Annotated in this window: 11 protein-coding genes; all 11 read right to left on the reverse strand. The window is 46.1% G+C overall.

The window, feature by feature from the left end; genetic code table 11:
- Positions 1 to 107: 107 nt before the first annotated feature.
- Positions 108 to 2204 (reverse strand): elongation factor G, encoded by a 2097-nt coding sequence (gene fusA, locus NE536_RS21240; protein ID WP_106648461.1) that lies wholly within the window; start codon positions 2202 to 2204, stop codon positions 108 to 110.
- 77 nt (positions 2205 to 2281) lie between these two features.
- Positions 2282 to 2752 (reverse strand): 30S ribosomal protein S7, encoded by a 471-nt coding sequence (rpsG, locus tag NE536_RS21245; protein WP_011787570.1) that lies wholly within the window; start codon positions 2750 to 2752, stop codon positions 2282 to 2284.
- 81 nt (positions 2753 to 2833) lie between these two features.
- On the reverse strand, positions 2834 to 3208 hold the full coding sequence (rpsL, locus tag NE536_RS21250) for a 30S ribosomal protein S12 (RefSeq protein WP_006083605.1): 375 nt from the start codon (positions 3206 to 3208) through the stop codon (positions 2834 to 2836).
- Between the two features lie 179 nt (positions 3209 to 3387).
- Entirely contained in the window at positions 3388 to 7605 is a 4218-nt protein-coding gene (gene rpoC, locus NE536_RS21255) for a DNA-directed RNA polymerase subunit beta' (protein WP_261273947.1), read from the reverse strand.
- Positions 7606 to 7689: 84 nt separating this feature from the next.
- Positions 7690 to 11721, reverse strand: a complete 4032-nt coding sequence (gene rpoB, locus NE536_RS21260; RefSeq protein WP_106648463.1) for a DNA-directed RNA polymerase subunit beta — start codon at positions 11719 to 11721, stop codon at positions 7690 to 7692.
- Between the two features lie 242 nt (positions 11722 to 11963).
- Positions 11964 to 12329, reverse strand: coding sequence for a 50S ribosomal protein L7/L12 (gene rplL, locus NE536_RS21265; RefSeq protein ID WP_106648464.1), 366 nt, complete (start codon positions 12327 to 12329; stop codon positions 11964 to 11966).
- 54 nt (positions 12330 to 12383) lie between these two features.
- On the reverse strand, positions 12384 to 12884 hold the full coding sequence (gene rplJ, locus NE536_RS21270) for a 50S ribosomal protein L10 (protein WP_006083609.1): 501 nt from the start codon (positions 12882 to 12884) through the stop codon (positions 12384 to 12386).
- A gap of 266 nt (positions 12885 to 13150) precedes the next feature.
- Positions 13151 to 13852: a 50S ribosomal protein L1 gene (rplA, locus tag NE536_RS21275; RefSeq protein WP_106648466.1), complete on the reverse strand. Its 702-nt coding sequence runs from the start codon at positions 13850 to 13852 to the stop codon at positions 13151 to 13153.
- A 4-nt stretch (positions 13853 to 13856) separates the two neighbouring features.
- Entirely contained in the window at positions 13857 to 14285 is a 429-nt protein-coding gene (gene rplK, locus NE536_RS21280) for a 50S ribosomal protein L11 (protein WP_006083611.1), read from the reverse strand.
- Positions 14286 to 14412: 127 nt separating this feature from the next.
- Complete coding sequence (gene nusG / locus NE536_RS21285) at positions 14413 to 14964, reverse strand: transcription termination/antitermination protein NusG (protein ID WP_261273948.1); 552 nt, start codon at positions 14962 to 14964, stop codon at positions 14413 to 14415.
- A 9-nt stretch (positions 14965 to 14973) separates the two neighbouring features.
- Positions 14974 to 15345, reverse strand: a complete 372-nt coding sequence (gene secE, locus NE536_RS21290; RefSeq protein ID WP_006083613.1) for a preprotein translocase subunit SecE — start codon at positions 15343 to 15345, stop codon at positions 14974 to 14976.
- Positions 15346 to 15558: the final 213 nt, after the last annotated feature.

Below are 15558 nucleotides of genomic sequence, written 5' to 3' on the forward strand. Positions count from 1 at the left end.
TGAGGCTTAATACGTTCAAATTTAGCTTTTGCCACGATATATTCCTTTCTTTTCAGAATAGTCCAGTCAGTGCTGGACCATAATAACATTTATGTCGTAACTGGATATTAGCTACGAGATTCAATAATCGCTTTTGCAATGTTTTGCGGTGCATCAGAGTACTTCAAGAACTCCATAGAGTATGAAGCGCGTCCCTGAGTAGCAGAGCGCAAATCAGTTGCGTAACCAAACATTTCAGAAAGAGGCACTACAGCATGGACTATTTTGATGCCACCAAAGCCATCATCCATCCCCTCAATCAAGCCACGACGACGGTTTAAATCACCAACGACGTCACCCATATAATTTTCAGGGGTAGTTACTTCAACTTTCATGCAAGGTTCGAGCAACGCAGGGTTTGCTTCAAGCGCACCCTTTTTGAAGCCCATAGAACCTGCAATTTTGAACGCCATTTCATTCGAGTCCACATCATGATATGAACCGTCGAATAGAGTGACCTTCACGTCCAACACAGGGAAGCCAGCGAGAACGCCATTCTTCATCTGTTCTTGGATACCTTTATCAACCGCAGGAATGAATTCACGAGGAATCACACCTCCCACAACTGCATTGACAAATTCGTAACCAGCGCCTTCTTCATTAGGCTCTAGTTTTAACCAAACGTGACCGAATTGTCCACGACCACCTGATTGGCGTACAAATTTACCTTCAGCTTCTACTGACGCTCGGATAGTTTCACGGTAGGCCACTTGTGGCTTACCTACGTTACATTCAACACCAAATTCGCGACGCATACGGTCAACGATGATGTCTAAGTGTAACTCACCCATACCCGAAATCAGAGTTTGTGATGATTCTTCGTCAGTTTCAACTCGGAATGATGGATCTTCCGCTGCAAGCTTTTGCAACGCGATACCCATTTTATCCTGGTCGGCTTTTGACTTAGGCTCAACGGCAATGGTAATTACTGGCTCTGGGAACTCCATACGTTCCAAGATCACTCTATGATCGTTATCACAAAGCGTGTCCCCCGTAGTCACCTCTTTTAGACCAATAGCCGCTGCGATATCACCGGCACGCACTTCTTTCAATTCAGTGCGATCGTTTGCATGCATTTGCACCATACGACCTACGCGTTCACGCTTCTGTTTGACAGAGTTGTAAACGCCCGAACCTGATTCGAGTACGCCTGAATACACGCGAATAAAGGTCAAAGTTCCTACGAATGGATCTGTAGCAATCTTAAATGCCAATGCAGCGAAAGGTGCATTGTCATCTGATGGGCGTTCTACTTCTTGCTCGTTCTCATCGATGCCCTTGATTGGAGGCACATCAATTGGCGCAGGCAAGAATTCAATAACCGCATCAAGTACCGCTTGAACGCCTTTGTTCTTGAATGCAGAACCACAAGTCGCTAAAACGATTTCATTATTTATAGTACGCTGACGTAACGCCTTTTTAATCTCATCTTCTGATAGCGTGCCTTCTTCAAGGTACTTATCCATCAGCTCATCCGAAGATTCGGCTGCTACTTCAACTAGATACTCATGCATTTCAGCCGCTTTAGCCGCTAACTCTGCAGGGATCTCCTCATGAGTGAAAGTCATACCCTGGTCTGATTCATTCCAGTTAATAGCTTTCATCTTAATTAAGTCGATCACACCTTTGAAGTTTTCTTCTGCGCCAATATTCAATTGAATAGGCACACAAGTGGCTCCAAGACGAGTTCTAATTTGCTTCACTACACGTTCAAAGTCAGCACCTGCACGGTCCATTTTGTTGACAAATACTAAGCGTGGAACGCGGTATTTATCAGCTTGACGCCACACTGTTTCTGACTGAGGTTCAACACCAGATGAACCACAGAAAACGACAACAGCGCCGTCGAGGACACGCAGAGACCGTTCAACTTCAATAGTAAAGTCAACGTGACCAGGGGTATCGATGATATTGATGCGGTGTTCAGTGAATTGAGCATCCATACCACGCCAGAATGTGGTTACCGCAGCCGAGGTGATAGTGATACCACGCTCTTGCTCTTGAACCATCCAGTCTGTGGTAGCGGCGCCGTCATGCACCTCACCGATTTTATGAGACAAACCGGTATAGAACAGAACACGTTCTGTTGTGGTGGTTTTACCTGCGTCAACATGAGCACAAATACCGATATTACGATAACGCTCAATTGGGGTTGTACGAGCCACTATTATACCCTCTCCACCAAGACCTAAGTCTTGGCAATATCAACAACATGGTGTGGGCCTAAGCCCACACCATCATATTACCAACGGTAATGAGCAAAGGCTTTGTTAGCTTCAGCCATGCGATGCACGTCTTCACGCTTCTTAACAGCAGTACCTTTGTTTTCAGACGCATCCAGCATTTCACCTGCTAGACGTAAAGCCATAGATTTTTCACCACGCTTACGAGCAGCTTCAACTAACCAGCGCATCGCCAGTGCGTTACGACGCACAGGACGAACTTCACATGGTACCTGGTACGTAGAACCACCAACGCGACGAGATTTAACTTCGACTGATGGGCGAACGTTGTCCAGGGCTGCTTCAAGGATAACTAAATGGTTTTCGCTTTTCTTTTCAGCGACAACATCTAGTGCCTTGTAAATAATTTTTTCTGCAGTCGACTTTTTGCCGTCTTGCATAATGACGTTGATGAACTTAGCCAGCAACTCACTGTGAAACTTTGGATCTGGTAGGATTTTACGTTGTCCTACAACGCGACGTCTTGGCATAACAATTCTCCGTATGCTTCAGGGATTTCCAAAACTGGAATTCTCAAAATAAAACTAGCTTGGCCTTACTTAACGGATAAGTTAAGACTTAGGACGCTTAGCACCGTATTTAGAACGGCTTTGGCGACGTGAAGTCACGCCTGCACAGTCTAATGCGCCACGAATAGTGTGATAACGCACACCTGGTAAGTCTTTAACACGACCACCACGGATTAAGATCACGCTATGTTCCTGCAGGTTGTGGCCTTCACCGCCGATGTACGAAGTTACTTCGAAACCGTTAGTTAGACGCACACGAGCTACTTTACGTAGTGCAGAGTTTGGTTTTTTAGGGGTAGTTGTGTACACACGTGTACAAACACCACGTTTTTGCGGGCACGCATTCAACGCAGGCACATTAGTCTTGTCGACTTTTGGCGCGCGTGGCTTACGTACCAACTGGTTTACAGTTGCCATGTATAGCTCCGAGTCAGTTGAATCAAACTCAACGATAAGGTGTGAAAAATCTATATCCCACAATGGTGGGACGCGGAATTTTAGAAAGGTAATGCCTGACTGTCAAGAAATAGCCAACTTTTGCGGCATATTCCAAGAAAAAAGGCGCCATAGGCGCCTTTTTATAACAAACTGATTACTTAATCTTGGCTACCAGCCAGGTTTAAGAGATCGGCCAAGTTCTGTTCGGCTTCACTTGCAGTGATCTTATTCACTACTACAGGTTCGTTTTTCTTCGCACGCGCTTCATTACGAGTCTTGTGATAAGCGTAACCGGTACCAGCTGGGATCAGTCGGCCAACGATAACGTTTTCTTTCAGACCACGTAATTGATCGCTCTTACCACCTACGGCAGCTTCGGTCAGTACGCGCGTGGTTTCTTGGAACGATGCTGCTGAGATAAAGGATTCTGTTGCCAGAGATGCTTTAGTAATACCCAGTAGTTCACGTTCGAAGGTCGCAGGCACTTTACCTTGGGCGATCAGTTCGCGGTTAGCGATCTTCACGCGTGACACTTCAGCTTGTTCCCCTTCGAGGAAGTCAGTGTCACCGGCAGAAGTGATAAGACACTTACGCAGCATCTGACGGATGATCACTTCGATATGCTTATCGTTGATCTTCACGCCTTGCAGACGGTAAACGTCCTGTACTTCGTTCACAATGTAGTTTGCTACGTTGTGGATGCCACGAAGACGCAGAATGTCGTGTGCCGCTTCTGGACCGTCAGCGATAACTTCACCACGTTCGACTTTTTCACCTTCGAACACGTTTAAGTTACGCCACTTAGGGATCATCTCTTCATAATGATCGCCGCCATCAGCAGGTGTAATCACCAAACGACGCTTACCTTTGGTCTCTTTACCAAACGAGATGGTACCAGAGATTTCCGCCAGAATAGCAGGCTCTTTTGGCTTACGCGCTTCGAACAAGTCAGCAACGCGTGGCAGACCACCGGTGATGTCGCGTGTTTTAGACGATTCCTGAGGAATACGAGCTAAAGCGTCACCCACGTTGATTTGCGCGTTATCTTCTAAGTTAACGATCGCACTACCAGGTAAGAAGTACTGTGCTGGTACTTCAGTACCAGGGATCATCAAGTCAGCACCATTAGCGCCAAGCAGACGGATCATTGGGCGCATTTCTTTACCCGCAGTACCACGCTGACCAACGTCAAGGATCACGATTGATGACAGACCCGTTAGTTCGTCTGTTTGACGTGTCATAGTGACACCGTCAATCATGTCTACGAACTTGATACTACCCGCCACTTCAGAAATGATTGGGTGAGTATGTGGATCCCAGTTAGCGATAACATCGCCCGCTTCAACAGCTGCTTCTTCTAGCTTCTCGAGCACAGTACCGTATGGCACTTTATAACGCTCTTTCTCACGACCCAGCTCGTCAATAACGGCCAGTTCAGAAGAACGAGAAACGATAACCAGTTTGCCGTCACTGTTAGTAACATGCTTAGCATTATGCAGTTTCAATGAACCCGAGTTTTTCACTTGGACATTGTTTTCTGCAGACGCTCTTGATGCCGCACCACCGATGTGGAACGTACGCATCGTTAACTGTGTACCTGGTTCACCGATAGATTGTGCTGCCACAACACCGATTGCTTCACCGTGGTTAATGATATGACCACGAGCCAAGTCACGACCGTAACAGGCTGCACACACACCGAAATCGGTATCACAAGAAATAACAGAACGTACAATCACTTCGTCGATTGAATATTCTTCTAACTTGTCACACCAAGCTTCGTCGAGTAGCGTGTTACGTGGTGCTAGTACGTCTTCAGTGCCTGGATAGAACACATCAAGCGCAACCACACGACCCAGTACGCGTTCACGTAACGGCTCAACCACATCACCACCTTCAATCAGCGGCTTCATGGTTAGACCTTCGTGAGTACCACAATCGTCTTCGATAACCACTAAATCTTGTGCAACGTCTACAAGACGACGAGTCAGGTAACCCGAGTTCGCTGTCTTCAATGCCGTATCGGCTAGACCTTTACGCGCACCGTGAGTAGAAATAAAGTACTGGAGTACGTTTAGACCTTCACGGAAGTTAGCGGTAATTGGCGTTTCGATGATTGAGCCGTCTGGCTTAGCCATCAGACCACGCATACCCGCCAACTGACGGATCTGTGCGGCACTACCACGAGCACCTGAGTCAGCCATCATATAGATGCTGTTAAACGAGGCTTGTTTCTCTTCAACACCATCACGGTTAATCACTGTCTCAGTTGACAGGTTTTCCATCATAGCTTTAGAAACTTTTTCGTTGGCACTTGCCCAGATATCGATAACTTTGTTGTAACGCTCACCAGCTGTAACTAGACCAGATTGGAACTGCTCTTGAATTTCAAGAACTTCCGCTTCTGCATCAGCAACTAAGGTGTATTTCTCGTCTGGAATAACCATGTCATCGATACCAACAGAGGCACCAGAGATGGTTGCAAAACGGAAACCGGTATACATCAATTGGTCAGCGAAGATAACAGTATCTTTCAGACCCAGTTGACGATAACAGGTGTTCAACAGTTTAGAGATCTGCTTTTTGCCCATGTTCTGGTTAACCAGATCAAATGACAAACCTGCTGGCAGAATCAATGACAGCAGAGCACGACCCACAGTCGTATCTACGATACGGCGTTGTTCGGTACGTTCACCTGCGTCACCAATAATGGTTTCAGTGATACGCACTTTAACGCGGGCATGCAATTCAGCAGCGCCAGTTGCGTAAGCTTTTTCAACTTCAGCAACAGACATAAAGTACATACCTTCACCACGGCCGTTAATACGCTCACGGCTGGTGTAGTACAGACCCAATACCACGTCTTGAGACGGGGTGATAACAGGCTCGCCGTTGGCTGGTGACAGGATGTTGTTGGTAGACATCATCAGGGCACGGGCTTCAAGCTGCGCTTCCAGTGTTAACGGTACGTGTACCGCCATTTGGTCACCGTCGAAGTCGGCGTTGTATGCCGCACAAACGAGTGGGTGTAACTGGATTGCTTTACCTTCAATCAGTACTGGTTCGAACGCTTGGATACCCAGTCTGTGCAGTGTTGGTGCACGGTTGAGCATCACTGGATGTTCGCGGATCACTTCATCCAGAACGTCCCAAACTTCCGCCACTTCACGCTCAACCATCTTCTTAGCCGCTTTGATGGTAGTCGCTAAGCCACGACCTTCTAGCTTGCCATAGATGAATGGCTTGAACAGTTCCAGTGCCATCTTCTTAGGAAGACCACATTGGTGCAGACGTAGAGTAGGACCTACGGTAATGACCGAACGACCAGAATAGTCAACGCGCTTACCCAACAAGTTCTGACGGAAACGACCTTGCTTACCTTTGATCATATCAGCCAAAGATTTCAGAGGACGCTTGTTAGAACCGGTAATAGCACGACCACGACGACCGTTATCTAATAGCGCATCAACAGACTCTTGTAACATACGCTTTTCGTTGCGTACGATAATGTCTGGCGCAGCTAAATCTAACAGACGCTTCAAACGGTTGTTACGGTTGATCACGCGGCGATACAGGTCGTTAAGATCTGAAGTCGCGAAGCGGCCGCCATCGAGCGGTACCAACGGACGTAAGTCAGGTGGTAACACAGGCAGTACTTTTAAGATCATCCACTCAGGCTTGTTGCCTGAAGTGTAGAATGCTTCCATCAACTTAAGACGTTTAGTCACTTTCTTGCGACGAGTCTCAGAGTTGATTGAAGGCAATTCTTCACGCATTTGTTCGATTTCTTTCGCTAAATCGATAGCACGTAACAGTTCAAGTACTGCTTCGGCACCCATTTTAGCTTCGAACTCATCACCGTATTCTTCTAATGCATCTAGATAAGTTTCTTCTGTCAGCATTTGGCCACGTTCAAGGCTGGTCATGCCAGGCTCGATCACGACAAATGATTCAAAATACAGTACGCGTTCGATATCACGTAGCGTCATATCCAGCATTAAGCCAATACGTGACGGTAGTGATTTTAAGAACCAAATGTGCGCAACTGGGCTAGCCAGTTCGATGTGACCCATACGCTCACGACGTACTTTAGTTTGGGTTACTTCAACGCCACACTTTTCACAAATAACACCACGGTGCTTCAAACGTTTGTACTTACCGCACAAACATTCGTAATCTTTGACTGGGCCAAAGATACGCGCACAGAACAGACCTTCACGCTCAGGCTTGAAGGTACGGTAGTTGATGGTTTCTGGCTTCTTAACTTCACCAAAAGACCAAGAACGGATCAGATCAGGCGATGCCAGACCAATTTTGATGCCGTTAAATTCTTCAGTCTTGCTTTGCTGTTTCAGAAACTTTAATAAGTCTTTCACGTTTCTCTCCTGAAGGAGTTAAACCGGGTGCTCCGCTCGCACGGAGCACCATTCTGTTTGCCAAACGCGGCTAAAGGCCTGCGCTTATGCCTGATCCAACTCGATATTAATACCGAGTGAACGGATCTCCTTCAGTAACACGTTGAAGGACTCTGGCATGCCAGGTTGCATCTGATGGTTACCGTCGACGATGTTTTTATACATCTGAGTACGACCGTTAACGTCATCCGATTTAACAGTGAGCATTTCTTGAAGCGTATAAGCGGCACCGTATGCTTCTAGTGCCCACACTTCCATCTCACCGAAACGCTGACCACCGAACTGAGCTTTACCGCCCAGTGGTTGTTGAGTCACTAAGCTGTACGAACCGGTAGAACGGGCGTGCATCTTGTCATCAACTAAGTGGTTCAGTTTGAGCATGTACATGTAACCAACAGTTACTTGACGCTCAAATTCGTTACCGGTACGACCATCAAACAACTTCAACTGACCAGAGGTTGGCAAACCTGCAAGTTCAAGCATCTGCTTGATCTCTTTCTCTTTAGCACCGTCGAATGCTGGAGTTGCAATCGGGATACCGCCTTTCAGGTTAGTCGCAAGACGTAATACTTCATCATCAGTGAATGAATCGATATCGACGCGCTGTTGCACTTCGTCACCTAATTCATAAACTTGCTTGATGTAGCCACGAACTTCAGCCAGCTCGCGCTGTTCTTCAAGCATCGCAGTGATCTTGTTACCAATACCTTTGGCAGCGGCGCCCATATGGACTTCAAGTACCTGACCAATGTTCATACGTGATGGAACACCTAGCGGGTTCAATACGATGTCTACTGGGTTACCTTGTTCGTCATACGGCATGTCTTCGATTGGGCAAATCTTAGAGATAACACCCTTGTTACCGTGACGACCCGCCATCTTGTCACCAGGTTGGATAGTACGCTTAACCGCTAAGTAAACCTTAACGATCTTCAGTACGCCTGGAGCCAAGTCATCACCTTGGGTGATCTTGCGACGTTTGATTTCAAACTTCTTATCGAAGTCAGCTTTCAGCTCTTCATGCTGTTCAGCTAATTGCTCAAGTTCAGTTTGTTTTGCTTCATCGTCAATGACTTGAATCAACACATCTTTACGTGGCAAGGCAGCAATTTGCGCTTCAGTGAAACCAGCACCGATTAACAGGTTACGTGCACGGCTCAATACACCTTCTTCAAGGATCTTGAACTCTTCGCCTAAGTCTTTACGAGCTTGGGCAATGTGCATCTCTTCGATTTCAACTGCACGCTTGTCTTTTTCAACGCCGTCACGGGTAAATACCTGAACGTCGATGATAGTGCCCTTAACAGAGTTAGGAACACGCAGTGAACTGTCTTTAACGTCAGACGCTTTCTCACCGAAGATAGCACGGAGTAGCTTCTCTTCTGGCGTCAGCTGTGTTTCGCCTTTTGGCGTCACTTTACCAACCAGAATATCGCCACCCTTCACTTCTGCACCAATGTAAACGATACCTGACTCGTCGAGTTTCGACAGAGCAGACTCACCAACGTTTGGAATATCAGCTGTGATTTCTTCGCTACCCAACTTAGTATCACGAGCGATACAAGACAGCTCCTGAATGTGGATAGTGGTGAAACGGTCTTCTTGCGCAACGCGCTCAGAAATTAAGATCGAGTCTTCGAAGTTGTAACCGTTCCAAGGCATGAACGCGATACGCATGTTCTGGCCAAGGGCTAAGTCACCTAAGTCAGTAGACGGACCGTCTGCTAACACGTCACCGCGAACCACTGGCTCACCAACAGCACAACAAGGGCGTTGGTTGATACAAGTGTTTTGGTTAGAACGGGTGTACTTAGTCAGGTTATAAATGTCGATACCGGCTTCGCCTGGGCGCAGCTCATCTTCATTTACTTTAACAACGATACGGCTCGCATCAACGTAGTCAATGAAGCCACCACGCTTAGCAACAACCACAACACCTGAGTCAACAGCTAGTGTACGTTCAATACCAGTACCTACTAGCGGCTTTTCAGAGCGCAGTGTTGGTACGGCTTGACGTTGCATGTTCGCACCCATCAATGCACGGTTAGCATCATCGTGTTCTAAGAACGGGATGAGCGACGCAGCAACTGAAATGATCTGCTGTGGCGAAACGTCCATATACTGGATGTCAGCAGCGCGCATAAAGGTAGATTCACCTTTATGACGACAAGCAATTTGCTCTTCTGCCATACGACCGTTCGCGTCAACTTCAATGTTCGCCTGTGCGATCACATAACGACCTTCTTCGATTGCTGACAAGTATTCCACTTCGTCAGTAATCACGCCGTCGATAACCTTGCGGTATGGCGTTTCTAGGAAGCCGTATGAGTTAGTACGGGCAAAGCTTGCTAATGAGTTGATTAGACCAATGTTTGGACCTTCAGGGGTCTCAATTGGACATAAACGACCATAATGCGTTGGATGTACGTCGCGGACTTCGAAGCCTGCACGTTCACGAGTCAAACCACCGGGGCCAAGAGCAGAAATACGACGCTTATGCGTTACTTCTGACAGCGGGTTGTTTTGGTCCATGAATTGTGACAGCTGAGAAGAACCGAAGAACTCTTTCACTGCAGCAGAAATTGGCTTAGCGTTAATCAAGTCTTGTGGCATCAGCTCGTTCAGATCGCCTAAAGATAGACGTTCACGCACGGCGCGCTCAACACGGACTAAACCTACGCGGAATTGGTTTTCAGCCATTTCACCGACGCTACGAATACGACGGTTGCCTAAGTGATCGATATCATCGACTTCGTCGAAACCGTTACGGATATGAATGATGTTCTTCATTACCGCGACGATGTCTTCTTTAGACAATACACCGCTACCTTCGTCATCAGGAATGCTGAGACGACGGTTGAACTTCATACGACCGACTTTAGACAGGTCATAACGCTCTTCACTGAAGAACAAGTTCTGGAATAGTGCTTCGGCAGCATCTTTGGTTGGTGGCTCGCCAGGACGCATCATACGATAGATTTCAACCAGTGCTTCTAAGCGGTTAGTGGTTGAATCGATACGCAGCGTATCTGAAATATAAGCACCATGATCTAGCTCGTTGATATACAAGGTGCTGAGTTCTTTAATACCGGCCAATGATAATTTAGCCAGATCTTCTAGGCTAATTTCACTGTTGGCAGAGACTAAAACTTCACCTGTATCCGGATCGATATAATCCTGAGCAGCATATTTGCCCACGATATATTCAACTGGCACTTCGAGCTCAGTGGTATTGGTTTTTTCTAATTGGCGAATGTGGCGCGCAGTGATACGACGACCGGCTTCAACCAATACAGAACCTTCAGCATCCTTGATGTCATAGCTGGCAGTTTCGCCACGCAGACGCTCAGGAACCAAAGCCATAACCAGAGTATCTTTCTTGATCTTGAACTCAACGCGTTCGAAGAACAGATCGAGGATCTCTTGAGTAGAATATTCTAATGCACGTAACATGATGGTCGCAGGCAGTTTGCGGCGACGGTCAATACGCACAAATAGTGCATCTTTAGGATCGAATTCAAAGTCAAGCCATGAACCACGGTAAGGAATAATACGTGCGTTATACAGCACCTTACCTGATGAGTGGGTTTTACCACGGTCATGATCAAAGAACACGCCTGGAGAACGGTGTAATTGAGATACGATTACACGCTCAGTACCGTTGATAACAAAAGTACCGTTATCCGTCATCAATGGGATATCACCCATGTAGACTTCTTGTTCTTTAATATCTTTTACTGTGCCCGCCGCTGCTTCACGGTCATACAACACCATGCGTAATTTAACGCGTAGTGGTGCTGAGTACGTAACACCACGGATCTGACACTCTTTCACATCAAAAACAGGCTCGCCAAGCTTATAGCTGACGTATTGCAGTTCTGAATTACCAGAAAAGCTCTTGATGGGAAAAACGCTACGGAAGGCGGCTTCTAAACCGCGCTCACCGGTAGGATCTTGATCGGTGAACTTCTTAAAAGAGTCTAGCTGGATAGACAATAAATAAGGGATATCCAAAACTTTTGGACGCTTACCAAAGTCTTTGCGAATACGCTTCTTTTCAGAATAGGAGTAAACCATGGGTTTCCTCTGCTTACGAGATGTGACCAAGACTGAATAAATAACTTATGCTATTAAATTCAGCACGTTTGCCCATCACCGTTGATGGCAAGAACCTAACCAGTAATCTCTGCTAGGGACTGCAAAATTTGGCGACAAACGGTGAAAAAAAATCGCCAGCGCATATAGCGCAAAAAAGGCCGACGGTTAAAAAACCGCCAGCCTCCACCCAAGTGGCTTGGGTGAGCAAGCTAAATAATAGCTTACTTGATTTCTACAGAAGCACCAGCTTCAGTAAGTTCTTTCTTCAGAGCTTCAGCTTCTTCTTTAGAAACGCCTTCTTTAACTGCTACTGGAGCAGCTTCAGACATAGCTTTAGCTTCTTTCAGGCCTAAACCTGTTGCGCCACGGATTGCTTTAATAACAGCAACTTTGTTGTCGCCGTGAGCAGTCAGGATTACGTTGAATTCTGTTTGTTCTTCAACAACAGCAGCTTCAGCGCCACCAGAAACAACAGCAGCAGCGGCAGAAACGCCGAACTTCTCTTCCATTGCTTCGATCAGTTCAACAACTTCCATTACAGACATAGCTGCAAAGGCTTCTAAGATTTGGTCTTTAGTGATAGACATAACAAATGTTTCCTATTGTTCTGAATTCAATTTTATTAAGCAGCCAGCTTGAAATTAAGCGGCTTCTTGTTTTTGATCGCGCAGGGCGGCCAGTGTACGAACGAACTTGCCAGCAGATGCTTCTTTCATAGTCATCATTAACTGAGCTAGTGCTTCTTCGTATGTTGGCAGTTTCGCCAAACGATCAATTTCAGCTGCAGGGATGAAATTCCCTTCAAAGGCTGCACCTTTAACTTCGAAGTTAGCTTGTTCTTTAGCAAAGTCTTTTAACAGACGTGCTGCGGCACCTGGGTGCTCTAAAGAAAAAGCAATCAAAGTTGGGCCAGTGAACGTTTCTGCTAGGCACTCAAAAGCTGTACCTTCAACAGCACGACGAGCCAATGTGTTACGTACTACACGTACATATACACCAGCTTCGCGAGCTTTTTTACGCAGACCGGTCATAGCACCTACAGTCACACCGCGAGAATCAGCGGCAACTGCAGATAGCGCACCTTTGGCAGCTTCGTTGACTTCAGCAACAATCGCTTTTTTGTCTTCGAGTCTTAATGCCATTGGCTTTACTCCTGGATTCTACCTAGGGTATTCCCTAGTATTTACCATACTAAATACTTATGTATTTAGTGACTTACGGTGCAGATTATCCAGTAAAAAAATTTAGCTGGGGCCTGACACCGTCTACGCAGGAAATTAAGTTATTTTTACAAAAAACACCTGCGGTCTTGGACGGAAACCTGAGTTACAACCAATTAAACGGCGATAAAACAGGCTTCAACCCACAAAGTGCGCGCATTATAGATTAATACGCTCACCTTGTAAAATTATATGGTTGTCTCAAGCGTAGCTTGATCAACTGCAACACCTGCACCCATAGTGGTAGAGATGCTAACCTTTTTCACGTATACACCTTTAGCAACTGCAGGCTTAGCCTTTTTCAGTGCAGAGATCAACGCTTCCAAGTTTTCTTTCAATTGAACTGGTGTGAAATCCACTTTACCGATAGTAGTGTGGATAATACCGTTCTTGTCGTTACGGTAACGAACTTGACCAGCCTTGGCATTCTTAACAGCTTCAGCAACGTTTGGTGTTACTGTACCTGTTTTAGGGTTAGGCATTAAACCACGTGGGCCTAAGATTTGACCTAACATACCAACAACGCGCATTGCATCTGGAGATGCGATAACCACGTCGAAGTTCATTTCACCGGCTTTGATTTGCTCAGCCAGATCATCCATACCAACTAGCTCAGCACCAGCAGCTTTTGCCGCTTCAGCATTTGCACCTTGTGTAAATACTGCAACGCGAACGTCACGACCAGTACCGTGTGGCAACACTGTTGCACCACGAACGTTTTGGTCAGATTTACGTGGGTCGATACCCAGGTTAACTGCTACGTCTACACTTTCAACGAATTTTGCAGTTGCTAATTCTTTTAACAGAGCAACAGCTTCGTTGATATCGTAGCTTTTAGTACCGTCAACTTTTTCGCGAATTACGCGCATGCGTTTAGTTAACTTTGCCATTATATTAATCCTCTACAACCAAACCCATTGAACGCGCAGTACCTTCGATTGAGCGAGTCATCGCTTCAATGTCAGCACCAGTCATATCGGCAGCTTTAAGTTCAGCAATTTCTTGAACTTTAGCGCGTGCGATAGTACCCACTTTCTGAGTGTTTGGACGTGGAGAACCTGATTTCAGGCCTGCAGCAGTCTTCAGTAAGTAAGACGCTGGAGAAGTCTTAGTTTCAAAAGTGAATGAACGGTCACTGTATACAGTGATCACGACAGGAATAGGCATGCCTTTTTCCATTTTTTCTGTACGGGCGTTAAACGCTTTACAGAATTCCATGATGTTCACACCTTTTTGACCCAAAGCTGGACCAACTGGTGGTGACGGGTTCGCAGAACCTGATTTTACTTGTAGCTTAATATAAGCATCAATCTTCTTTGCCATCTGACATTTCCTCAGTTTGGGTTCAAACGCGCATCAGCGACATGCTGACGTGCTCCCCCGAAAACAACGGGGACGGATTATATAGAAACTCGCCCCCGTTGCCAAACGGATTTTGTATTTTATTTAATCAGCCTTTTTCAACTTGACTAAAGTCAAGTTCAACTGGCGTAGAACGACCAAAGATCATTACTGATACTTTTACGCGGCTCTTGTCATAATCCACTTCCTCAACGGTACCGTTGAAGTCAGCAAATGGACCATCACACACACGCACCACTTCACCAGGCTCGAAGATAGTTCTATGAGTCGGTGTCGCTGTCGTTTCTTGTAAGCGACGCAGAATTGCATCCGCTTCTTTATCGGAAATTGGGGCAGGACGATCAGAGGTTCCGCCAATAAAGCCTAAAACACGCGGGATGCTTTTGACTAAATGCCAGCTGTCATCGTTCATTTCCATCTGGACTAACACATAGCCAGGGAAAAACTTACGTTCGCTCTTACGACGCTGACCTGCACGCATTTCAACGACTTCTTCAGTCGGGACCAATACTTCGCCGAAGTATTCTTCCATGCCGTGCATCTTAATGTATTCAATCAGTGACTTACAAACTCGGCCTTCATAGCCTGAGAATGCCTGCACTACATACCATCTTTTTTTAGCTTCTTTAGCTTCAGTCATTCGAGGTGCCTATACGCCAGTGATAAAATTGACAATTCGCATTAACACAGCATCCATACCCCAAAGGATAAGAGCTAAGATACCTGTTGCTGCAAGGACAATAAAAGTGGTGTTTAGTGCTTCTTGACGCGTCGGCCATACAACCTTGCGCACTTCGATATGCGCTTCACGGGCAAAAGCTAACGCTTTTTTACCTTTTACAGTCTGAAGCGCAATAAAACCAGCAATAGCGAATGCAACGATAACACTAAGCGCACGTATTACGGCACTGGCTTCGCTATACATTTGATTGCCAATAACAGCAGCGGCTAGTAATACAATCACTAAACCCCACTTCACGATATCCAGAGAATTGTTCTGGTTTTCAGTATTTGTTGTCATCGGTTTTTCCGTTACTCAATACGGCCTGAGCTTAGAGCACATTAATTGACGGGCATAATTCCCACATCATACTCTGCATTTCCGAACACCCTTAGAAACGCAAAATAGCATAAGCTCAGGGTCAAAAATCGGCCATAGATTGTATTCTTATTCGACTTTGTAAGCAAGGATGCGAATCCCATGCAATCCACAAAACCTGTGAAATAATCCACT

Source organism: Shewanella septentrionalis, assembly GCF_025370265.1.
Classification (GTDB): domain Bacteria; phylum Pseudomonadota; class Gammaproteobacteria; order Enterobacterales; family Shewanellaceae; genus Shewanella; species Shewanella hafniensis.